Origin of the sequence: Blautia sp. MSK.20.85 (assembly GCF_013317245.1) — a bacterium.
Taxonomy (GTDB): domain Bacteria; phylum Bacillota; class Clostridia; order Lachnospirales; family Lachnospiraceae; genus Blautia_A.
Map to the genome: position 1 here is coordinate 123,342 of NZ_JAAIUN010000007.1, position 24,025 is coordinate 147,366.

A 24,025-nucleotide genomic window follows, 5' to 3' on the forward strand; every position below is an offset into this window, starting at 1 on the left:
ATATAAGTTAAGGATATCTAACCAATATCTGGAAAAGTTACAGCAAAAATTAAAGATACGGAGAAAAAAGTTACCGCGTACTAACAAAAAGTATAGACAAGAAAAAAATCAGGTGATATAATACCTAGCTGTAAGTTAGCAATATCTAATTAAAGAAAAATGATTAATTAGAACTAATCTATAAATACGAGTAAAAGATATATAACTTATTCAAAAAACGGTTATGTGCAGATGATAGGAACGGACTGTGAATATCTGACTGACTAAATACAGGGGAGAAAAGAGATGAAAAACCAGAATTTTTATATGAGAGTGATTTCTTTACTGCTGGTAGTTCTGGCTGTGCTTTTTTATAACAGCAGTATGAAAGCCCAGGCAAACGAAAAAGAAATTTCGGCTCTGACAGATAAGGTAGACACGCTTCAGGAGCAGCAGAATGAACTTCTCAGTGCACTGGAGACAAGCTATGCAAACCGTATGCAGAATCAGGCAGCATCCACAGGAACTGACAGCAGTAATGCAGATTCAACAGACGGTGACAAGGCAGCAGACACTTCGGACGGCAAGACATCCGATGCAAACGCAGAGGACACAGCAGCGCCAGATTCCGATAACGTATATAAAGATGGAACTTACACAGGAGAAGCTGATGGATACGGCGGAACCATTCAGGTGGAAGTGACACTTGCCAGTGATGAAATTACATCCATTAATGTGGTCAGTGCACCAGGTGAGGACAGCGCATATCTTTCACAGGCAGAGAGTGTGATCGATTCCATCTTAAGTGCGCAGAGTACAGATGTGGATACTGTATCAGGAGCAACTTTCAGTTCTACAGGAATCCTGAATGCGGTGGATGATGCACTTGGAAAGGCGGAAAACTCATGAAAAAAAGACAGCGGGAAGTAAGGCTGATGCGTGCGGGGATACAGCTGGCATTTTTTATTGCTGCCCCGTCTCTGTTTTCCACAGCTTTTGCGGGAATCAAATCAATTTTTCTCGCCATTGCGGCCGGTCAGCCGGTAGAGTGGAACTCCTTTCTGACTGTAACAGCAGTGCTTCTGATCTTTACGTGTTTTTTCGGAAGACATTTCTGCGGATATGCATGTGCATTCGGATCTTTTGGAGATGCCGTGTATGAAGGTTTTTCTCTGATCTGGATGAAATGTTTTCATAAAAAAAAGAAACCAGCTCTTTCTGAAAGAATGGTACACAGACTTCAGAAAGTCAAATATATCGTACTGGCCCTGATTTTACTTTCCTGCCTTACAGGAGTATACGGAAAGCTTACAGGAACCAGCCCGTGGGATGTTTTTTCCATGATTACAGCAGGACGTTTCCCTAACAGTAAATATCTGGCGGGAATCGTGATTCTGGTTCTGATCATGGTGGGAATGTGTACACAGGAACGTTTTTTCTGCCAGTTTCTCTGCCCTATGGGAGCGGTTTTTGCATTAATGCCGATCCTTCCGGGAGCACTTTTTCAGAGAAACCGTGAAAAATGTCCGCCGAAATGCGGTCTCTGTAAAAAAAGATGTCCGGCTCATCTGGATATTGACGGCGACACGGCCAGGTCCGGCGAATGTCTTTGCTGCCACGCATGTGCGGCAACCTGTCCGAGAAAAAATATTCACATTGGAACAAATGAGGGAAATTAATCTATGAGATCTCATGCTCTGAAAAAGAAAGCTTTTCTGGCAACGGCTGCAGCTGCAGGAATTACCATGGTTTTTCCTGTATTATGCGCAGCTTCGGAAAATGACATACAGACATATACCAATACAGATTTTGCCATGGATACTGTGGTATCAGAAACACTTTATACCACAGGAGACGATATAAACAGTAAACTGACATCTGTACTGACAGATGTGGAAACAAACCTTCTTTCATGGACCAATGAAAGTTCCCAGATTTACAAGGTGAACGCAGACAGCGGAAAAGATAAGGAGATTTCCGATGAACTTTCCGGATATCTGGAACGCCTTCTGAAAATTGCGAAAGATTCTGACGGAGCTTTTGATCCGACCATCGGAAAACTGATCCGTCTGTGGGATATTGGCGGGGAAAATCAGAAAATTCCTGAAGAAGCAGAAATCAAAAATGTTCTGAAAGATTCCGGATATCAGAAAGTTTCTCTTGACGGAACGACGATCCGCATGGACGAGGGATGTTCGCTGGATCTTGGTGCAGCCGGAAAAGGAATTGGCTGTGACTCGATTCTGGAATATCTGGAAACACAGAAGGATGTTTCTGCGGCGCTTATGAACCTTGGGGGAAGCAGTGTCATGACCTATGGAAGCAAACCGGACGGTTCTTCCTGGAACGTGGCAGTGACAGATCCCCGTGCTGAAAATGACGACGATTATCTTGGTGTGGTTGCCTTAAATGGCACAGAATTTCTTTCCACATCCGGAGATTACGAGAAATATTTTATCGAAGATGGTGTAAGGTATCACCACATTATGGATCCGTCCACCGGTTATCCGGCAAAAAGCGGAGTGACCGGAGTTACGGTAGTCTGCGACACAGGCCTTGAGGCAGACGCACTTTCCACCGCATGTTTTGTGCTGGGGGTGGAAAAAGGTGCCGAACTGTTGAAAACTTACGGTGCGGACGGACTCTTTGTGGATGAAGATCACCATGTGTATCTCACTGAGGGGATGAAAGAGCGGTTCAGCCTGCTTGCGGATTCCTACAGCGTGGAGGATATCATCGAATAAACGTAAGTTTCAAAGCAGTTTGACGGTATTTACGGTAGTAACCCCTGGAAAGGTTTCTATAAATATTTCATATTTTTAGGAGGAATAAGTAATGCATAAGTGGAATTTACTGAAAAAAACGGCTCCCTGCATCTTAAGTCTTGCAGTGGCAGCAACAAGTTTTCCTACAGCTGTAATGGCAACAGACCTGGACAGCAGCATTGTAGCAGACGAAACCGAGCAGAGCGATGAGGAAGAGATTGCTGAGGTTTCCGATTACGAGGCAGCTGCGGGAGAGGCTGCTGATGCAGAAGAAATTGCGGCAGAGGACCAGAGCGCTGATGAGATCACAGAGGAAAGCGCAGCAGAGAATACGGAGGAAGAAGCTTCCGGTGCAGACGAATTTACAGCAGCAGAAGATGAGACAGAGGCATTTGCGGATTCTGATGAACTTCAGGGAGAGTATCAGTATGTGTATGCAGGCCTGACCTGGGCAGAGTACTGGGCATCTGAAGGTGTGTATGCAGCAGGAGATACAACTTCTTCTGAGGAATTGGACGGCCATAAGGAACTTGACAAAGGTGCTTTTGATACGGTAACAAGAGCAACTACAAACCATGGACTTCACAGAGGAAGCTTCCAGACAGAGACAACTATCGTGGCAGAGGACGGAAGCAGATATCCGATCGCAACATGGGTGGATCAGAATACTATCAAGCTGACAGACGGAAAAACTGTAGGATTTAAAAAAGGAACCATTACAAAAGCAGACGGAACAACCGTAGATATGGATCATTATGAAGTATATGGCCTGAAATACGTTCCGGTTGCTGTAAGAACAGAAGATTATGCAGCATTTTGCCAGAAATACAACGTAGTTACCAATGATGGTGTACTGGAAGGTGGATATGGTGAGGTACAGCTGAGCGCCTATACAGCAACAGCAGCAGTAACAGCAGATACCAACGGTCTGAAATATGCAGTGAAAAACGGCGACAGCTTTACATTTGAGGCAAGAAAAACAGGAGCAGATTCCGGAATCAAGGATCAGGCTCAGAAAACAGCGACAAATGTAACACCGACTGTAAAAGATGCAAGCGGAAGCTACGGAGAATTCCTCCGTGTAGATATTACAGGAGACGGATACGGAGATCTTGGAGCAAACATGCAGGCAGTACGTTGGGATTACTGTGGAGATGACGCTACAGGAACAAAGGTGCTGAGATCTTTCGGAACCAAGTTTGCGGCAGATAACTGGATGCATAAAGCCATGGGAATCCAGCTTGGACTTACCGATTCTTTAAGATGCCAGCTTCCGGAAGGAACAGACGGAACCGGATACTGGAGACTGACCGTATATGCACTTGGCTATGCAGACTACAGCTTTGTAGTACAGGCTACAGATGCAAATATTGTAAAACCAGCGGAAAATCCGGCAGACACAACAGCTCTTACAAAAGAGGTCGAAACAGCAAAAGCACTTGCGGAAAACGATTATACAAAAGAATCCTGGACAGCAATGCAGACAGAGCTTCAGGAGGCAGAGGAGCTTCTTGCAAGAGAAGACGCAACACAGGCAGAAGTTGACGAGGCACTTGAGCATCTTAAAGCCGCAGAGGCAGCACTTGTAAAAGTGACAGTTACTCTTGACAAAACATCAGCAACTGTTTACACAGGAAAAACAGCTTCTCTGAAAACAACTTCCAATGATGCAGCTAAAACAGTAACTTATACAACCAGCAACAATGCAGTTGCGACAGTAAGCAGCACAGGTGTTGTAAAAGGTGTGAAAGCCGGAACAGCAGTGATCACAGCAACTTGTGGAAACGCAACAGCAACCTGCAAAGTAACTGTAAAAGCTCCATCTGTAAAATTCGCAAAGAAATCTGCAGTTGTTTACAAAGGAAAAACAGCCACTGTAAAAGCAACACTGGCCGGAGTATCTTCTGTAACATACAAGAGCAGCAATACAAAGATCGCAACAGTAAACAGCAAGACAGGTACCGTAAAGGGAATCAAAGCCGGAACTGTAACGATCACAGCAACAAGCGGAAAACTGAAAGCAACCTACAAGCTGACAGTTAAGAACCCGACCTTTACACTTACAAAATCCTCTGCAACAATTGCAAAAGGAAAAACAACAACCATCAGATCCAAAGCAACACCAGTATCCACTGTTACATACACAACCAGCAACAAGAAAGTTGCAACCGTAACAGGCAAAGGTGTTGTAAAAGGAATCAGCAAAGGTAAAGCAACCATCACAGTTAAATGCAACGGAATTACAAAGAAATTTGTGGTAACTGTTAAATAATACAACGGTTCATCAAAGAGTAGGAACCTCTGCCGCAGGTATACGGAAATATCTGCGGCAGAGGTCTGCTCATTTTCTGTGGCGGTTCGGAAAATGACCGGAAACGCCGTAAAGAGCATATACCTGACAGAAGCCGCACAAAAAGAGGGGAGAAAAAGAATTATGGAAAAAGATTTAAAAGACAAAAAGCCAGCTGAAAATGGCACACCCAAAGTACCCTGGCCAAAACTGATCCCTGCAGCTGCTGTCATTGCGGCACTTGTATTTTCAGGTATAAAAGCACAGGGCTCTGATGAAAGTACGGAATCTGTCCCGAAGGCAGATTCGACGGTAATGTCTGCGTCCGAACTGGAAAAATATTTCGGATATGAAGAGGAAACTTCTGTTTCCGGCGCCAGCACGGCAGACAACAAAAAGAGCAGTACGCCAAAGAAAACCACATCAAAAAAAAGTACGAAAAAAACAGCAGCAAAAAAAAGTTCAGGAAAAAGAACTGTATCAGAATCTGCAAAAAACAGTGGCGGTGCAGCCGGCCAAGGATCTACTCAGACACCGGTGGCAGATGTTCCGGCCAATGGATATAAAGACGGAGTTTACGAAGGAACCGGAACCGGATTCGGAGGAACCATTCGTGTGCGTGTAACAATCAGCGGAGGAAGGATCGCGGCGATCGATATTCTGGATGCATCCGGGGAGACTGCTTCTTATTTTGCATCTGCCCAGGGAGTGATCAGCAAAATGATCGCGGGAAATACACCAAATGTAGATGCAGTCAGCGGAGCAACCTATTCTTCCAACGGAATTATCCAGGCAGTACAGAATGCGTTATCCCAGGCAGCGGCAGATGGAAGCAGCCAGCAGGTCACCCCTGCACCTGTGGCAACCTCCACACCAACGCCAACAAAAGCCCCTTCAAAGAAACCAAAGCCAACTGCAAATCCAGATCCTGACAGTCCGAAAAAATATCTGGATGGTACATACAAAGCATCCGCAAAAGGTTACAGCGGAGATGTAAAAGTGACCGTAACCATCAAGGATGGAATCATCACAGCGGTAAAACAGGAAAACTCAGATACTCCGATGTTTTTTGAAAAAGCGTGGAGTGTGCTGGAAGAGCAGATTGTGGGAACGAATTATGTAGACGATATTGATACCGTCAGCGGAGCAACCTACTCCTCCAACGGAATTCTGAATGCTGTGAAAAAGGCTCTGAAGTCTGCGCTTAATCCAGAATATGGAAAGAAAGTAACTCCAACTCCGACAAAGAAACCGACACCAAAGCCAACGGCAACACCGAAACCAACGGCAACGCCGAAGCCGACCGCAACTCCGGTTCCAACGGCAACACCGGAACCTACAACCGATCCGGATGACCCAAATGTAACACCGACTCCAGATCCGGAGAATCCTGATGTAACACCGGAGCCTACCGAAGATCCGGAACCGACCCCTGCAGGAATGTATAATGACGGAACTTATCAGGGCTCAGCTTTTGGATATGGTGGCAAAACAAGACTGACCGTAACCATCTCCGGAGGTCAGATTGTTGAGATTACACAGACGAATAATGATACTCCGGAATTCTTTAATGAGGCATGGAATACCATTTATCCGCAGATTATGGCAAACCAGACTGCAGATGGTATTGATACTGTCAGTGGTGCGACACTCTCATCCGAGGGCATTCTCGGAGCAGCGCAGAAAGCACTTGCACAGGCAAAAAAATAACCGAATTAACTGCAAAGCAGTTATTCGGTTATGAGCAAGTAGCGAATGCGGATTGCGAATATCTGCTTGACTATAACCAATACTCTTGATCTAAGTCAAAGTCCCCGGGAACTTCACAAAATCCAGGAAGTTCCCGGGGTTTTTGCATCTATATATAAACGCATAATCCACTTTTTTACTCTTGTATCGACAAAAAAATAACATATAAATGCACAGAATAATATATAAAAATACAGAATATACAAAAAGAATTTTGAATTACATCAATAATTAACGCAAAATCCATTAAAAAATCCAGTCATAATTTTATTGCGTACACCAATGTTTTATGTTATGTTTGAGTAGATACAATTAAAATCGTTATTTATGTGACAAACAACGCTGAAAGGAGAACAAACATGAGCAGTAAAATTACGATCATCGGAGCAGGAAGTGTAGGAGCAACTATCGCTTATACCTTATCACAGAGGAGTATTGCATCAGAGATCGTTCTGATCGATATTAACAAAGATAAGGCTGAAGGTGAGGTTATGGATATTGAGCAGGGAACCAGTTTCCGTGAGCCGATCTCCATCGTGGCAGGAGATTACCCGGATGCTGCAGATTCTGACATTGTGATCATCACTTCCGGTATTGCCAGAAAACCGGGACAGACTCGCATCGAGCTGACACAGACCAACGTCAACATTATGAAGAGTATTACTCCGGAGATCGTAAAGGTGGCTCCCAAAGCGCTTTATATTATCGTAAGTAATCCATGTGATGTTATGACTTATGCATTTGCAAAGCTTTCCGGACTGCCGGAAAATCAGATCCTTGGTTCCGGAACCGCCCTGGATACGGCCCGTCTCCGCTGCAGACTTTCTCAGCACTACGGTGTATCTGAGAAAAACATCCACGCCTATGTATTCGGAGAGCATGGAGATACTTCCTTTGTACCGTGGTCCAGAGCCTTTGTTGCAGGTGCGACCCTTGATGAGTTTGACAAGATCGTTCATGAGGATCAGAAAGATCTGCAGCCACTTGACAGAGAAGAGGTTCTGGAGTATGTTCATACTTCAGGATCAACTGTGATCGCCAAGAAGGGTGCTACATTTTATGCGGTAGCCGTATCTGTTTGCAGACTTTGCTCGCTTCTTCTTGCAGCATCTGATACAATAGTCAGTGTATCAACCATGCTTCACGGAGAGTACGGTGTTGAAGACGTATGTCTTAGTACCATGGCTTCTATCGGACCGGAAGGTGTAAAACGTATCGTTCGTGTTCCGCTGACCGAGGAGGAGACAGAGAAGCTTCATGCAAGCGCCAATGCTCTGAAGGACGTGATCGCACAGATTGATCTTTGATAAATGTCAGAAGCTGTGTAAAGAGGGAAATGCAGCCTCAGGCAAATTTGAAACAACGGGAGAAAGATAAAAATGGATATTATTCAGGTAATTACCAGAGAATTGAACGTTGAGAAATGGCAGGTCGAGGCAGCAGTCAAACTGATCGACGAAGGCTGCACCATTCCTTTTATTTCCAGATACCGCAAAGAAGCAACCGGTACACTCAATGACGAACAGCTTCGTAACCTTAACGAAAGACTTGCCTATTTAAGAAACCTTGAGGACAAAAAAGCCCAGGTTCTCGGAAGCATCGAGGAACAGGGCAAGCTGACTCCGGAACTGAAGAAACAGATCGAGGCAGCGCAGACACTTGTAGTGGTAGAAGATCTTTACCGCCCATATCGGCCGAAACGCCGTACAAGAGCTATCATTGCCAGGGAAAAAGGCCTGGGACCGCTGGCGGATATCATTCTTCTTCAGATGACGAAGAAACCTCTTGAGGAAGAGGCGAAAGCATTTCTTTCAGAAGAGAAAGAAGTCAAAACTGTGGAAGAAGCCATCAGCGGCGCCAGGGATATCCTTGCGGAACATATTTCTGATGAGGCAGACTACCGTATCAGCATCCGTAAAAGAACCATGGATAAAGGAACGATCTGTTCCGTTGCGAGAGATGAGAAAGAGCAGTCCGTATACGAGATGTATTATGATTTCGAGGAGCCGGTGAAGAAGCTTGCCGGCCATCGTGTCCTTGCCCTGAACCGTGGTGAGAAAGAGAAATTCCTCACTGTAAAGATCCTTGCACCTGAGGAAGAGATCATCCGCTATCTGGAGAAACAGGTGATCGTCCGCGACAATCCCAATACCACACCGGTGCTGAAAGAAGCCATTGAGGACAGCTACAAACGTCTCATCGGACCGGCCATTGAGCGTGAAATCCGAAGTGCCCTTACAGAGGCAGCAGAAGACGGTGCTATCCATGTCTTTGGCAAAAACCTGGAGCAGCTTCTCATGCAGCCTCCAATTGCGGGGCAGGTAGTTCTTGGATGGGACCCGGCGTTCCGTACGGGATGTAAGCTTGCAGTGGTAGATCCAACCGGAAAAGTTCTGGATACTACAGTGATCTATCCAACAGCGCCTACCAACGAGAACAAGATCCGTGCAGCCAAGGAAACCCTCAAAAAACTCATCAGCAAATATCACGTGACCCTGATTTCCGTAGGAAACGGAACCGCATCCAGAGAGTCCGAGCAGATCATCGTGGAACTTCTTAAGGAAATCCCGGAAAAAGTTCAGTATGTGATCACCAACGAGGCAGGAGCTTCCGTATATTCTGCAAGCAAGCTTGCAACAGAAGAGTTCCCGAATTTCGATGTGGGACAGAGAAGTGCCGCATCCATCGCAAGACGTGTTCAGGACCCGCTGGCAGAGCTTGTAAAGATCGACCCGAAATCCATCGGTGTGGGCCAGTATCAGCATGACATGAACCAGAAGAAGCTTGGCGAAGCATTGAACGGCGTTGTAGAAGACTGTGTTAATAAAGTCGGCGTGGATCTGAATACCGCATCCGCATCCCTTTTGGAATACATTTCCGGAATCAGCAAAACCATCGCAAAAAATATCGTCACTTACCGTGAAGAAAACGGCCGTTTCCAGACAAGAAGAGAACTTCTGAAAGTTGCCAAGCTGGGACCGAAAGCTTTTGAGCAGTGTGCAGGTTTCACACGGATCACAGGGGGCAAAAATCCTCTGGATGCAACCAGTGTCCATCCGGAGAGCTACGACGCAGCCAAAAAACTCCTGGAAAAACTTGGCTACACACCGGAAGATGTGGCAGAGCGTAAACTTACTGGCATTTCCAGACAGATCCGCGATTACGGAAAACTGGCAAAAGAGTTGGAGATCGGTGAGCCGACTCTTCGTGATATCGTAAAAGAGCTGGAAAAACCGGCCAGAGATCCACGAGATGAGATGCCGAAACCGATCCTCCGTACCGATGTCCTGGATATGAAAGACCTGAAAGAGGGTATGGTACTGAAGGGAACTGTCCGCAATGTTATTGACTTCGGTGCTTTTGTAGATATCGGAGTTCATCAGGACGGTCTGGTCCATATTTCCGAGATGAGCGAGAAATTCATCAAACATCCGCTGGAAGCAGTCAGCGTGGGTGATATTGTGGATGTCCGTGTTCTTGGTGTGGATATGAAGAAGAAGCGGATCAGCCTTTCCATGAAGGGAATTAATAAATAAAGAGAAACATTCAGTAAGGCGCAGCGGGCAGGAATGCTTCGCATTGCATTACGAGACAAAATATAACAGAATTGCGATACAGATGCAGCAGTGGTTTATACCCTATACTTTATGGAACCGGAGAAATCGGTTTTACAGGGAAAAACCGCTGCTGTATTATTATATTACCAGATGCGGATTATAGAGAAGATTTATATCAGGATAAACAATGAAGAGATGATGAGAACGTGATGCACCCTGAAAACCATATTTTGATCCGTACATATTGAGTGATCGATCAGACAGGAGGGATTTTATTTGGACAGTACTGTACAGACAGTGCAGGAGGTAGGAAGTCAGGTAAGCCAGTATAAGCAGATGTTTGAGAATTATCTTCCGGACATCACAAAATTTGGAATCAAGGTTGTCCTGGCTATCGTTGCTTTTTGGGTAGGAAGCACGGTGATCAAATGGATCGTAAAGTTTGTCAGAAAATCTCTGACAAAATCCAGACTGGATACAGGAGTGGCACAGTTCATGTCATCTCTGGTCAAGATCGTGCTTTACATACTTCTGCTCTTTAACATATCCATAAGCTTTGGCGTAAAGGAATCATCCCTGGCAGCACTTCTTGGAACTGCCGGTGTTACTTTGGGTCTTGCACTGCAGGGCGGACTTTCCAACCTGGCAGGAGGTATGATGCTCCTTCTGTTCAAACCTTTCCAGGTAGGTGATTACATCATCGTCAACGGACAGGATGGAAGTGAGGGAACCGTATCCAAGATCGAGATCTGTTACACAACGCTTTTATCCATCGATAATAAGCACATCGTAATCCCCAACGGTACGCTTTCCAATACGACCATTACCAATGTAACAGCCAGAGACCAGCGAAGACTGGAGATCAAGGTAGGAATTTCCTACAATGCAGATATCCAGAAAGCCAAGGAAATCCTGGAAGACATCCTCACCGATGATCCGGACACCAGAGAGGACGAAGAGATGGTAGTATTCGTAGACGAACTGGCAGAAAGCTCCGTGATCATGGGCTTTCGTGTCTGGGTAGACACCGACCGCTACTGGGATACCAGATGGAGACTCAACCAGCGAATTAAGGAAGATTTTGATTATTACGGAATTGAGATTCCTTATAATCAGCTGGATGTGCATCTGCATAAATAAGAACGAAATTATTTTTGAAGAAAAAGCTCTTTTATATGGTAGGAAAACTGCTGTATGAAGGGGCTTTTTGTGGCTTGTATTGCGGACTTTTTTGTGTGAAAATAGAATATAAGAAAAAACAGGGGGATGGCAAATATTATGAAGATTATTAATTTTGGTTCTTTAAATATTGATAAAGTCTGCAGTGTGGAAGAGTTTGTTCAGCCAGGAGAAACCATTATGGCAACGGGATACAGTGTCAATGCCGGCGGAAAAGGACTGAACCAGTCAGTAGCAGCTGCCCGTGCGGGCGCGCAGGTACTGCATGCGGGAGCTGTTGGCAGTGACGGACTTTTTCTGAAAGAAATCCTTGCAGATGCTGGTGCGGATGTTTCCTGTCTGCGGGTCATGGATACAGAAAGCGGCTGTGCTTTTATTGAAGTAAACAGTAAGGGACAGAACCGTATTATTGTCAGTGCGGGAACAAACCGTATGTATACAGAAGAATATATCAAAAATGTGCTGGAAAAGGCAGAAGCCGGAGATTTTGTGCTTTTGCAGAATGAGATCAATATGGTTGGGGAAATTATCCGACTCAGTCATGAAAAAGGCTGCAGAGTTGTTTTTAATGCATCGCCGATTCCCGGGAAGCCGGAGGAACTTCCTCTGGAACTGGTGGATATCTTTATGGTAAATGAACTGGAGGCAGCAGCTCTGGCAGGGACTTCCACAGAAGGGGATTTCCGGGATATTCTGAAAGCACTTCAAAAGAAGTATCCAAAGGCAGCCATTGTTATGACACTTGGAAAAGAAGGGGTTTTCTACGGATATAAAGAAGAATTTTATTCCCATCCGATATTTAAAGTAAATGCTGTAGATACAACTGCGGCAGGAGACACTTTCTGCGGATATTTCCTGGCAGCACTCTGTGCGGAAAAATCAGTGGAAACAGCGTTGAGAGAAGCATCGGCAGCTTCCGCGATGGCAGTTTCGGCCAAAGGTGCGGCACCTTCCATTCCGGTACACAGTGCGGTGGAAGAATGGCTTTGTGGCAGATCATAGCAGCAGTTTTTATTGACAAACCAGTGCCACAATGCCATAATACCCCACAGAGATAGTATTTGGACTCAAAACTATACTCTGGCTGAAATCACTGGAATCTTATATAAATAACCAGCCGGAACCCGGGAAACGGGAACGGACGGATATATGAAAATTATAAAAGATACGAGCCTGTATCGATGATAACGAAGGTGTTACAACAGTTATGGAATTTTGAGAAACTGTTGAAGATCATGCTTTTCGTGTACAAAAAACAGGACTCAATATACAGGGAATCAATCAGAAGCGTTTCAAGGTCGAAGTGTACCCTGGAGCGCCTTTTTTGTGTCACAGAAAATCATTCCCTGCAGGAAAGGACTTATATAAGATGACAATAGAGATGTTAAAAGGAAAGATCCACAGAGCAACCGTTGTCCAGGCGGAACTGGATTATGTGGGAAGTATCACTGTGGATGAAGAATTGCTGGAAGCTGCCGGAATACTGGAATATGAAAAAGTTCAGATCGTAGATGTGAACAACGGCAGCCGTTTCGAGACATACACCATCTGCGGAGAACGCGGAAGCGGTATGATCTGCCTGAACGGAGCAGCAGCAAGATGCGTAAGCACCGGTGACAAGATCATCATCATGGCTTATGCAGGGTACGATCCGGAGGAAGCACGTACCCACAAGCCTGCAGTTGTATTTGTAGATGAAGAGAATAAGATCAGCAGAGTGACCAATTATGAAAAACACGGACTGCTGAAAGATATGGCCTGACAGAATTTTGTAACAGAAGAAATCAAGACACATACAGAAGTAAGACGAAGGTGAATTCAGAAAAGAGGCTATCTCGAAATCTATAAGGAAAACCGGTTCAGAACCGAGAAAGAGGAGAGAACAATGCAGGTAACAAAAACAGTAGAAGAAACAAGAAAACAGATTAAAGTGTGGAAAAAAGAAGGAAAAACAGTAGGTCTTGTGCCAACCATGGGATTTCTCCATGAAGGACATGCAAGCCTGATCAGAAAGTGCAGAGAGCAGAACGATATCGTAGTAGTATCGGATTTTGTCAATCCAACACAGTTTGGACCGACGGAAGATCTGGAAGCCTATCCGAGAGACTTTGAGCGTGACAGCAAACTCTGCGAAAGCCTGGGAGCAGACCTGATCTTCTGCCCGGAACCTTCCGAGATGTATCACGATCCCCACGCATTTGTAAGCATAGACACCCTGTCTGAAACACTCTGTGGAAAAACACGCCCGATCCATTTCAAAGGTGTATGCACGGTTGTGACCAAACTGTTCCACATTGTGGCACCGGACAGAGCATATTTCGGACAAAAAGACGCGCAGCAGCTGGCGATCATCCGCAAGATGGTGCGTGACTTAAACTTCGACATTGAGATCGTAGGTTGCCCGATCATCCGTGAGGAGGACGGACTTGCAAAATCCTCCAGAAATACATATTTAAGCCAGGAGGAAAGAAAAGCAGCACTCTGCCTGTCAAAAGCAGTAAAACTGGGACAGGAAACCATTCACACAGGAATCGCCGCAGAAGAACTTCTGGGAAAAATGAGAGCAGTAATCGAAGCAGAGCCTCTTGCAAAAATTGATTACGTTTCCATGGTAGACGCACTTACCATGCAGCCGGTTGAAAAAGCAGACCGGGATGTTCTCGTAGCAATGGCTGTTTACATCGGAAAAACAAGACTGATCGATAACTTCAGCTACGAGGTATAATATATGGAAAAAATCTTAAAAAAAATCGGAACCATCAGCAGCTTTGCATCCAGATATATAGGGATCATTATCATCGTTTTCTCCTGCCTGGCATTTTTCTGGCGGGATGGATTTGCCTGGATGACGAATTATACGTCGGTATTTCTGGGCGTGATCATGTTTGGAATGGGACTTACAATACGGATGGAAGACTTCCGGGCTATTTTTTCCAGACCCAAGGAAGTGGTGATCGGTGCGGTGGCTCAGTATACCATTATGCCGGTGATCGCCTGGCTGCTGTGCAAAGTGATGAACCTTCCGGCAGATCTGGCCCTGGGAGTGATCCTGGTAGGTTGCTGCCCGGGCGGAACGGCCAGCAACGTAATTACTTATATCGCAGGAGGAGATGTGGCACTTTCTGTGGGAATGACCATTGTTTCCACACTGGCAGCGCCACTGATGACGCCGTTTCTTGTGTATGTTCTGGCTGGCGCCTGGGTAGAAGTCTCTTTCTGGGCGATGGTACTTTCTGTGGTAAAAGTAATTCTGGTCCCGGTCCTTCTGGGAGTCTTTCTCCGAAGTCTTGCGGGAGAACATGTGGATAAGGTATCGGATGTTATGCCGCTGGTATCGGTTGTGGCTATTGTCATGATCATCGGAGGAATTGTGGCTGTAAATGCAGAGAAGATCGTAAGCTGTGGAGTTCTGGTGCTTGGAGTAGTGGCGATCCACAATTTCTGTGGTATGATGCTGGGATTTCTGGCTGCAAAAATCTTCCATGTGGAGTATTCCAGAACAACAGCTATAGCTATAGAGGTAGGCATGCAGAACAGTGGCCTTGCTGTCTCACTGGCAGCAGCTAATTTTGCAGCCAATCCGCTTGCAACACTTCCGGGCGCGATCTTCAGTGTATGGCACAATATTGCGGGCTCCATTTTTGCGGGGATCCGCCGTGCAGGTGCAGAAAACCTTGCAGAGCTTAAGGGGAGCAGCGAAACGGCAGAGGAATGCGTACAGATGAAATAAGAAAAGAAAAAAGTATCAGGGGAGTCGGAAAATATAGCCGCAAATCGTGAAACAGAATTGACAGGGTAAAGCGGAAAAGCCTATAATATAAAATATCATACAGGTATAAAGTATCATACAGGCGTGAAACATCATAAAACGGGAAGGAGAAATGAAAATGAAAAAATTTATGAAACGTTGGATGCCGCTGCTTTTAACTTTGATGGTCTGCGTGGGAACATTCTGGAGCAGTGTAGTGCCGGTATATGCATCTATGGAAGATGAATCTATGGATTATACACTTGGTGAAACATATCATAATGATGGCTGCTATCGTTTTAGTCTTTCAAAAAAGTCACATGTCACATTTAGCATGACGATGTATGGTAGTGTTAGTTATGATTATATAGAATTATACAATGCTTCTGGAAGACATGTTTTTTATGGCAACAATATGACGTGGAGCTATAATAATGTGAAAGACACGTCAAGAGGACAAGTTTCAAGAACATTGAATGCGGGAACGTACTATCTAAAAATGAGAACATATCGTGATCATGATTTTAGAATCACAGCAGAACCTTTGATTACATTAGCACGTGGCAGCATCACATCTCTGAAAAGCAATAAATCCGGTCAGCTGACCGTATCCTGCAAGAGTGTTCCATATGCCATCGGATACCGTATCCAGTATTCCACAGATTATCGTTTTCGTAAAGGTGTAAAGACCATCTATTCACCGGTAAGAATTAAAACTCTGACGAAACTCTCAAAAGGAAAAAGATATTACGTAAGAGTGACTCCATATACGGTATATACGGATGGAGAACACGCCTGGGGAGCAACTTCTTATGTAAAGAGCGCAGTAGTAAAGAAATAAAAACAAAATAGAAAAATAAACTCAGCTCATTGTGGATAAATGTTTTCCGCAATGGGCTGAATGTGTATAAAGAGAGGAGTGCAGAGCGTTTATCCTGACGCTTATGTAAAATATTCCGGGGATTTTCAGGGATAATATGACAGGTTTTGTCGAAAGAAAAAGTCATAAAATGTGGAATTGTAGTTTACAAATCAGGGCATGTATACTATAATAACCACATGGGCGGAGACGTCCCATACATATGAAAACAGGGGGGCCCGCTGAAGCGAGCTGAGAGTAGACTGTGAATGTCTTGACCCATAACCTGATTTGGATAATGCCAACGTAGGGACATATGCACGAAGGAGTCTTAAAGGCACAGAAGATCAGAGAGTACAGAAGATATCAGAAGTACAGAAGATTTTCATTAAGTACGAAAGATTAAGGGCCGGTTGTTGTGATGCGTATGCGTTGCAGCAACCGGTTTTTTGCTGCATAAAACATAAAGAGTTTACGGAAAGATCCCGCGAATATCTGCCAGGAACCGAGCTTGTATAGCAGTCAGGAATCCGGCGGCAGTGACAGATTTTCCAGATCCAGATACGAAACGAAAGGAGATTTTTTTTATATGAGAAATTACAGTACACAGATGGAAGCTGCCCGTAAAGGCATCATCACACCTGAGCTTGAGATTGTTGCAAAGAAAGAGAGAATGACAACAGAGGAGCTTCTGCCGCTGGTAGCCTCCGGCAAAGTTGTTATCTGTGCAAATAAAAATCATAAATGTATTGATCCGGAAGGCGTAGGTTCCATGCTCCGCACCAAGATCAATGTAAACCTTGGTGTATCCAGAGACTGCAAGGATTACGATGTAGAGATGCAGAAAGTTATGGAAGCTGTCAACATGGGAGCACATGCGATCATGGATCTTTCTTCCCACGGAAATACCATTCCATTTCGCCGCAAACTGACAAGCGAGTGTCCGGCAATGATCGGAACCGTTCCGGTTTATGACTCTGTTATCCACTATCAGAGAGATCTTGACACACTGACAGCCAAGGATTTTATCGATGTGGTAAGACTTCACGCACAGGATGGTGTTGATTTTGTAACTCTTCACTGCGGAATCACAAGAAAGACGATCGACCAGATCCGTAACCATAAGAGAAAAATGAATATCGTTTCCAGAGGAGGTTCCCTTGTATTTGCATGGATGTGCATGACCGGTGAGGAGAATCCGTTCTACGAATACTATGACGAGATCCTGGATATCTGCCGTGAGTACGATGTGACGATTTCTCTTGGAGATGCCTGCCGTCCGGGATGTCTTGCGGATGCTACAGATGTATGCCAGATCGAGGAACTTGTACGTCTTGGTGAGCTGACCAAACGTGCCTGGGAAAAAGATGTCCAGGTTATGGTTGAGGGACCGGGACATGTGCCGCTCGATCAGGTTGAGGCTAATATGAAAGTGCAGCAGTCTATCTGTCAGGGTGCACCGTTCTATGTATTAGGACCGATCGTAACAGATGTTGCACCGGGATATGATCACATCACATCTGCAATTGGCGGCGCGGTAGCTGCCATGTCCGGAGCCGCATTCCTCTGCTATGTGACACCGGCAGAGCATCTTGCACTTCCGAACCTTGAGGATGTAAAACAGGGAATCATGGCCTCCAAGATCGCTGCTCATGCGGCAGATATTGCCAAGGGTGTCCGTGGGGCCCGTGAGATCGATGACAAGATGGCAGATGCCAGAAGAAAGCTCGACTGGGAGGCACAGTGGGAGTGTGCCATGGATCCGGAAACAGCGAAACGTATCTGGAACGAACGTAAGCCGGAACATGAAGATACCTGCTCCATGTGTGGTAAATTCTGTGCAGTACGAAGCATGAACAAAGCACTTGCCGGAGAGCATATCGATATCCTGTAAGGAAAAGCGAAAAATTAAGGCTTGTAATTGAAAAAAGAGTGAGTTATAATGAACTCATAAAAGAAAATTTCTTCGGGGCAGGGTGCAATTCCCTACCGGCGGTATAGTCCGCGACCCGCTTCGGCGGCTGATCTGGTGAAATTCCGGAACCGACAGTAAAGTCTGGATGAGAGAAGAACGCGCAGTATTTCATGAACGTGCTCAGTGCCCCGGGAAGAAGTTCCCGGGGCTTTTTATGTGAGGAAATATTTTTTCGCATAAAGATTTCTTGTAGAAATTTTCTTTGAATATTTCTAAAGAAGGAGAGAGAATTATGAGTGAACAGGTATTGCAGAGAGGAAATGCCGTGGAAAGGAGCAGAACAAGGACGATCGCACAGGTAGCCATGCTGGGGGCTGTGGCAGGAGTACTGATGAATCTGGAGTTTCCGATTCCGTTTCTTGCACCGTCTTTTTATCAGCTTGATTTTTCCGAGGTACCGGTTATGGTAGGAACTTTTGCCATGGGACCTGTGGCAGGTATTCTGATCGAGCTTGTGAAGATTCTCGTACATCTTGTGACCAAGGGAACCATGACTGCCGGTGTTGGTGATGTTGCCAACTTCCTGTTCGGATGTGCCTATGTGGTACCGGCCGGACTAATCTACCGTTTCCATCACAAGAAGAGCAGAGCACATGCTGTTGCAGGCATGGCAGTGGGTACAGTTCTGACAGCAATTCTTGCATGTTTTGTTAATGCTTTTGTACTGCTTCCGGCTTACGGTAAGGCTTTTGGAATGCCGATCGAGACATTTATCCAGATGGGAAGTGCGGTACACAGCTCCGTAAACGGACTGCTTACTTTTGCGCTGCTGATCATTGCGCCGTTTAATATCTTTAAATATGCACTGACATCTCTGATCGTATTTGTAATTTATAAGAAGATCCGTGTTGTACTGAAGGGTGACTGATCGTAATCAGCTGCCGGAGGATGAAGAAAAGATCAGAAATTGGTGGTTTCAGATAAATATCTGAGAATGTGAGAAATGCCATGTAATATATTGCCGATGGGCAGTAAATTACATGGCATTTTTTATGTTATAGGAAATTACTCCGTAATGTTCCTATAACATAAAAAAGCCCTCCGGGCAGGATCGCACTGCGACGGAGAGGAATAATGTCGCTGAAGCGACCCGTCGCAGGCGGAGAATCCTGCAAGCAGGATTCTTTCTTGTGTCAGGCGTTTTGTTCTGCAGCTTTCATGACTCCAAGCTCACGTCTGGCAAAAACAACGGCCAGCACAAATGCAGAGGTATCTGCAATTGGTCCTGCGTACATGACGCCATCGATTCCGAAGAAGACCGGGAAGATGACGATCAGAGGCAGCAGGAAGAGCACCTGCCTTGTGAGGGACATAATCACACCAAGCCTAGCTTTTCCAATGGAGGTAAAAAAGCAGGCGGACATAGGCTGGATCCCGTTAGCAAAGGTCATCAGCATGAAGATGCGGAGATATTTTTCTGCAAAATGAAAGTACAGGTCGCTGCCGTTTCCGAAGATGCCTACGATCTGATGCGGGAAGAACTGGAAGCAGATAAAAAATATGGTTGCAATCACAGTACATAAGGTTACGGAATAGCGGTATGTCTGGCGTACACGGCTGTATTTTTCGGCACCGTAGTTAAATCCCAAGATGGGCTGGGAGCCCTGGGAGATTCCGATGCAGATGGCCATAAATACCTGATTGACTTTGGAAATGATCCCTGCACAGGCGATTGGAATATCACTCCCGTAGGCGGAGAGTGCTCCGTAATGGCGAAGTGTATTGTTCATGACGATCTGCACTGCAGCAATGGCAACCTGATTGATACAGGATGCCATTCCCAGAGAAAAAATGGCAGACAGATTGCGTGCCTTAGGAATCAGCATGGAGTGGTCCAGGTACATTTTCCGGAGTCTGGAAAAATAAAAGATGATCAGAAGTCCGGATACGATCTGGCCGATCACGGTTGCCCAGGCTGCACCTTTGATGCCCCAGCCGAATCCAAAGATGAAAAGCGGGTCCAGGATGGTGTTGATGGCGGCACCGGCCAGGATGCAGGCCATGGAATAGGTAGGACTCCTGTCTGCTCGGATCAGGTGGTTGCCGCCTGTGCTTAAAACATAAAAGGGAAGTCCAATGGCGGTGATCCCTATGTAATCAATGGCATAGGGCATGACGTCCGGTGTTCCGCCGAAAAAATGAAGAAGTGGCTTCAGGAACAGAAGGACAATGACAGAGAGTATCGTACCGGAGATTATCAGCGTGGAGAGTCCGGTTCCTGCAATGGAGCTGGCTTTTTTTTCGTTTCCTGCGCCCATTTCCAGGTTGTAATTGGAGGCGCTGCCGATTCCCAGGAGCAATGCAGCAGCAGTAGAGATAATGGTTACGGGAAATGCGATGTTTGTGGCGGCGTTTCCAAGCATTCCTACGCCCTGTCCGATAAAGATCTGGTCAACGATGTTGTACAGAGCGCTGACTAGCATGCTGATGATGGCGGGAATGGCGAATTTGGTGATCAGGCTGCCTACAGGGGCAGTTCCCAGAGGGTTTTCGGCCTGGGCAGCATTGGTCTGGTTTTTCAATGTTTTTTCCTTCTTTCTTGTCTACAGTAGCTGTTTGGTAATGTAATAAGTAAATTTTAAATTTTATAGCAGGGTATTTATTATAGCACTATTGTGAAGTGAGTGTAAGTATAAAAAATTGACCTTTGGTTTTGGATGGGATAAAATGTTTTTAGAAAAAATTTTCGGGAAGGAGCTTTTCAGATGGGTAAGATCAACAGTGTGAAAAAACTTACAGATAATAAGTTTGTGAATCTTTATGGGGTGGATGCGACCAGTGTACATGATACGCCGGTTTCTTATTTTGTGGCCTCCAGGGCGAAGTGTGTGGAGGATTTGAAGCTTTCTACGGGGGAGAATCATCCGGATGGGGTGATCATTTACAGTGTTTATGGAGAGAAGCGGGATAAGGTTGTGCTGATCCGTCAGTATCGGTATACGATCGGCGGATATATTTATGAGTTTCCGGCGGGGCTTGTGGAGCCTGGGGAGGATTTCCATGAGGGTGCTGTGCGTGAGATGTTTGAGGAGACCGGGTTGAAGCTGGAGCCGATCAAGGTTGCGGAGGCTTTTGAGAAGCCTTATTTTACGACGATAGGGATGACGGATGAATCCTGTGCTACGGTTTATGGGTATGCCAGTGGTGAGGTTAGTAAGGCTGCTCAGGAGGATAGTGAGGAGATCGAGGTTGTGATCGCGGACCGGGATGAGGTCAGGAGGATCTTGAAGGAGGAGAGGGTTGCGATCATGTGTGCTTATATGCTGATGCATTTTCTTGAGGATGAGGAGGTGTTTGGATTTCTTGGGGAGATTTAAACGGAGGTAGTTATATGGCGGAAGGGGACGCCAGTGAGGGGCTTCTTTCCAGGCTGGGGCTTCGTCGGGGGCTGGCTTCTAAGGTGCCGGAATTCTGCTAAAAGCGCTTCAAAAAATCTCGAACTCGCGTCTGAAGCCGCTCAAACAGCGAGATTTTTTGAAGCAACGCAGATTTCCGCCACCTAAGAATCAGCTCCCCTCCTGCAGAGTCAGCCTGGAAAGAAGCCCCTCACTGGCTGTGCATTGGCCGTGAGACGTGTTAAATCTCGTGGGGAGTGTTGCTAGTGGGGTGGTATGACGGGAGTTGGATGAGCCGTCAGCGCTGCGCTGGACGGCTGGGAGGAAAGGCTGAGATTCCTTGTGGTATGACGGGAGTTGGATGAGCCGTCAGCGCTGCGCTGGACGGCTGGGAGAAAAGGCTGAGATTCCTTGTGGTATGACGGGAGTTGGATGAGCCGTCAGCGCTGCGCTGGACGGCTGGGAGGAAAGGCTGAGATTCCTTGTGGTATGACGGGAGTTGGATGAGCCGTCAGCGCTGCGCTGGACGGCTGGGAGAAAAGGCTGAGATTCCTTGTGGTATGACGGGAGTTGGATGAGCCGTCAGCGCTGCGCTGGACGGCTGGGAGAAAAGGCTGAGATTCCTTGTGGTATGACGGGAGTTGGATGAGCCATCGGCGCTGCGCTGGATGGCTGGGAGGAAAGGCTGAGATTCCCTGTGGCTTGAAGAGGGGAATGGGTCATCGGCGCTGCGCTGGATGGATGAGAAAAACGGGGAATCTGCGGTTGCGGATTCCCCGTTTTGATCAGAGTTCTGTGAGTTTGCCCAGGTCTTTGTTGTATTTGCAGTATTTGCCGTTTTCGGAGATGAATGGCTGGTAGGTGTCGGTTCGGGTGTCCTTGATGTAGACGATTCCTGTGGCGATCATTTCTACCAGGGAGAAGCGTTTGCTTAAGCTGGAGATCCAGCGGTAGGTTTTTTCGTTGCCGGAGTCTGCCATGAGGAGGTTGTAGCCGCCTGGGCAGGCTTCCAGGGTGAAGTAGATTTTCTGGGATCGGATGGAGGTGTTGAAGACCTGGCCGGTGATGTAGGTGGAGAAGTTGTTTTCTACAAATTGGCGGAAGGTGTAGAGATCGTAGATCACGCCGGTGGTCTCATCTTTGATCTTGTCGCCGCGTTCGATGCGGGCTTTCAGGAGCTTGAGGACTTCGATGGTCCAATTGATGAAGGAGATGCTGCTGTAGGTCATGCTTTCCTGAAGTTGATCGACCAGCTGTTTTGACAGGATGTTGGATTTTGATGCTTCATTAAAAAGTTCTTCGTTCATAAGGTTCCCTCCAGAATTGTATTTTTATATTGTTTTCGCTCTTTTTTGTATCTTTTATTATAAGTCTGAATTGTGCATAAATCAATAAAAAACCGTAAAATACAAAGGCAATTTATGGAAAAAGATATATGATTAACGAATATGTGCAGAAAATATCAGGCGTTTTTTTACGTTTTTCACGTCATTTTAGGATATTTATGTTCTTTTTTTATGAAATCTATTGACAGGTTTTATGAATTTAAGAGATAATTTTATTATAAAAACTGCAGCGGCCAGGAGTGCGCGGGACTGGATTCCGGTTGGGTCCGTGCTTGGCTGTCGGGCAGAGAAATGGGGAATTGATAAATGGAGAACAATGGAGAGATTAAAGTTAAGAGCTTACAGAAGGCATTGGAAATCCTGAACTGTTTTGCTGTGAAGCAGCCCCTGGGTGTAACGGAGATCAGTGAGAAGCTGGGTCTGTATAAGAGTAATGTTCATAATATCCTGGTTACGTTTACTGCTATGGAGTATCTGGTGCAGGATCCGGAGTCTGGGAAATTCCGGCTGGGTCCGGAGGTTATGATGCTGAGCCGGGCATTTCGTGAAAATCTTGATATTACGAAGATTGCTGTGCCGGTTATGCGTGAGATCGCAAATGAGGTGCAGGAACTGGTTTATCTGGCTGTGCCGAAGGGTGAGGATATGCTGTATCTGGAGGCGGTTTCTCCGGAGAACCAGAGGCTTGTAACAAAATCTGTAACCGGTGAGTGCTCAAAGATGTACTGTACAAGTGTTGGAAAAGCAGTTCTGGCGACTATGTCCGAAGAGGACAGGGAGAAGCATATTCCGGAGGAACTGGAAGCTTTTACAGAGTACACGATCACAGACCGGAGAGAACTGGATGAGGAGATCCGGCTGGTTCGGGAGCGTGGATATGCAGTGGATGATATGGAAGTTATGTTTGGTGTGAAATGTGTAGGCGTGGCTCTTCTTAATCATGAAGGGGAAGCGGAGGGTGCTTTAAGTATCAGCGCTCCGTCTCTGAGGATGAATAAAGAAAATATTCAGAAATATGCGGAAATTCTGAAGACCAGTGCGCGAAAGATACAAAAACTTTTGTAATATATATGAAAATTGCACAAAAAATAAAAAAATGAAAGTTTGTTATTGAAAAAATATACCAACAGTGCTATAGTTAAATCACGAAATAAAGAACGTAGTTCTCTAATAAAGAACAATAGAAATGAAACCCGGTACTCAGACCGGGTTAAAAAATAAAATATATTGAGAACAACGTTCC

At 45.7% G+C, this 24,025-nt stretch carries 19 protein-coding genes and 1 riboswitch; of the genes, 17 read left to right on the forward strand and 2 right to left on the reverse strand.

Going from position 1 to position 24,025, the window contains the following annotated elements; all coding sequences use genetic code 11:
- The first annotated feature begins 285 nt into the window (after positions 1-285).
- The 15 genes from G5B12_RS06080 (at position 286) to G5B12_RS06150 (ending at position 18,969) form a co-directional block, all read left to right on the forward strand.
- On the forward strand, positions 286-888 hold the full coding sequence (locus tag G5B12_RS06080) for an FMN-binding protein (protein WP_021977949.1): 603 nt from the start codon (positions 286-288) through the stop codon (positions 886-888).
- Entirely contained in the window at positions 885-1,658 is a 774-nt protein-coding gene (locus G5B12_RS06085) for a 4Fe-4S binding protein (RefSeq protein WP_021977948.1), read from the forward strand. Before G5B12_RS06080 ends, G5B12_RS06085 begins: the two co-directional genes overlap by 4 nt.
- A gap of 3 nt (positions 1,659-1,661) precedes the next feature.
- Positions 1,662-2,723 carry an FAD:protein FMN transferase gene (locus tag G5B12_RS06090; protein WP_118061808.1) on the forward strand — a complete coding sequence of 354 codons (1,062 nt, stop codon included), beginning with the start codon at positions 1,662-1,664 and terminating at the stop codon, positions 2,721-2,723.
- 91 nt (positions 2,724-2,814) lie between these two features.
- Positions 2,815-5,016, forward strand: a complete 2,202-nt coding sequence (locus G5B12_RS06095; protein WP_174087919.1) for a penicillin-binding Tp47 domain C-containing protein — start codon at positions 2,815-2,817, stop codon at positions 5,014-5,016.
- 162 nt (positions 5,017-5,178) lie between these two features.
- Positions 5,179-6,744 carry an FMN-binding protein gene (locus G5B12_RS06100; protein ID WP_118070930.1) on the forward strand — a complete coding sequence of 522 codons (1,566 nt, stop codon included), beginning with the start codon at positions 5,179-5,181 and terminating at the stop codon, positions 6,742-6,744.
- 398 nt (positions 6,745-7,142) lie between these two features.
- Positions 7,143-8,090 (forward strand): L-lactate dehydrogenase, encoded by a 948-nt coding sequence (locus tag G5B12_RS06105; RefSeq protein ID WP_173761993.1) that lies wholly within the window; start codon positions 7,143-7,145, stop codon positions 8,088-8,090.
- A 72-nt stretch (positions 8,091-8,162) separates the two neighbouring features.
- Complete coding sequence (locus G5B12_RS06110) at positions 8,163-10,319, forward strand: Tex family protein (RefSeq protein ID WP_174087920.1); 2,157 nt, start codon at positions 8,163-8,165, stop codon at positions 10,317-10,319.
- Positions 10,320-10,616: 297 nt separating this feature from the next.
- Positions 10,617-11,480: a mechanosensitive ion channel family protein gene (locus tag G5B12_RS06115; RefSeq protein ID WP_021977419.1), complete on the forward strand. Its 864-nt coding sequence runs from the start codon at positions 10,617-10,619 to the stop codon at positions 11,478-11,480.
- A gap of 138 nt (positions 11,481-11,618) precedes the next feature.
- The gene (locus tag G5B12_RS06120) at positions 11,619-12,521 is read left to right on the forward strand and encodes a ribokinase (RefSeq protein WP_174087921.1); all 903 of its coding nucleotides are present in this window, start codon (positions 11,619-11,621) and stop codon (positions 12,519-12,521) included.
- 367 nt (positions 12,522-12,888) lie between these two features.
- Positions 12,889-13,281 carry an aspartate 1-decarboxylase gene (gene panD / locus G5B12_RS06125; protein WP_021977421.1) on the forward strand — a complete coding sequence of 131 codons (393 nt, stop codon included), beginning with the start codon at positions 12,889-12,891 and terminating at the stop codon, positions 13,279-13,281.
- A gap of 123 nt (positions 13,282-13,404) precedes the next feature.
- Positions 13,405-14,244, forward strand: coding sequence for a pantoate--beta-alanine ligase (panC, locus tag G5B12_RS06130; RefSeq protein WP_174087922.1), 840 nt, complete (start codon positions 13,405-13,407; stop codon positions 14,242-14,244).
- Between the two features lie 3 nt (positions 14,245-14,247).
- Positions 14,248-15,249 carry a bile acid:sodium symporter family protein gene (locus tag G5B12_RS06135; protein ID WP_174087923.1) on the forward strand — a complete coding sequence of 334 codons (1,002 nt, stop codon included), beginning with the start codon at positions 14,248-14,250 and terminating at the stop codon, positions 15,247-15,249.
- A gap of 157 nt (positions 15,250-15,406) precedes the next feature.
- Positions 15,407-16,108 carry a hypothetical protein gene (locus tag G5B12_RS06140; RefSeq protein WP_021977424.1) on the forward strand — a complete coding sequence of 234 codons (702 nt, stop codon included), beginning with the start codon at positions 15,407-15,409 and terminating at the stop codon, positions 16,106-16,108.
- Positions 16,109-16,715: 607 nt separating this feature from the next.
- The gene (gene thiC, locus G5B12_RS06145; protein WP_021977425.1) at positions 16,716-18,020 is read left to right on the forward strand and encodes a phosphomethylpyrimidine synthase ThiC; all 1,305 of its coding nucleotides are present in this window, start codon (positions 16,716-16,718) and stop codon (positions 18,018-18,020) included.
- A gap of 64 nt (positions 18,021-18,084) precedes the next feature.
- A riboswitch (FMN riboswitch) is annotated at positions 18,085-18,202 on the forward strand.
- A 131-nt stretch (positions 18,203-18,333) separates the two neighbouring features.
- Positions 18,334-18,969, forward strand: coding sequence for an ECF transporter S component (locus tag G5B12_RS06150; protein WP_021977426.1), 636 nt, complete (start codon positions 18,334-18,336; stop codon positions 18,967-18,969).
- Between the two features lie 265 nt (positions 18,970-19,234).
- On the opposite strand, the gene G5B12_RS06155 is transcribed toward G5B12_RS06150, so the two are convergent.
- Positions 19,235-20,623 carry an MATE family efflux transporter gene (locus G5B12_RS06155; RefSeq protein WP_244096048.1) on the reverse strand — a complete coding sequence of 463 codons (1,389 nt, stop codon included), beginning with the start codon at positions 20,621-20,623 and terminating at the stop codon, positions 19,235-19,237.
- Between the two features lie 183 nt (positions 20,624-20,806).
- On the opposite strand from G5B12_RS06155, the gene G5B12_RS06160 reads away from it, so the two are divergent.
- Positions 20,807-21,418, forward strand: a complete 612-nt coding sequence (locus G5B12_RS06160) for an NUDIX hydrolase (RefSeq protein WP_118070910.1) — start codon at positions 20,807-20,809, stop codon at positions 21,416-21,418.
- 803 nt (positions 21,419-22,221) lie between these two features.
- On the opposite strand, the gene G5B12_RS06165 is transcribed toward G5B12_RS06160, so the two are convergent.
- Complete coding sequence (locus tag G5B12_RS06165; protein ID WP_174087924.1) at positions 22,222-22,743, reverse strand: hypothetical protein; 522 nt, start codon at positions 22,741-22,743, stop codon at positions 22,222-22,224.
- A gap of 345 nt (positions 22,744-23,088) precedes the next feature.
- On the opposite strand from G5B12_RS06165, the gene G5B12_RS06170 reads away from it, so the two are divergent.
- A complete protein-coding gene (locus G5B12_RS06170; protein ID WP_118070912.1) occupies positions 23,089-23,847 on the forward strand; it encodes an IclR family transcriptional regulator in 759 nt (252 codons plus the stop codon).
- Positions 23,848-24,025 lie beyond the last annotated feature (178 nt).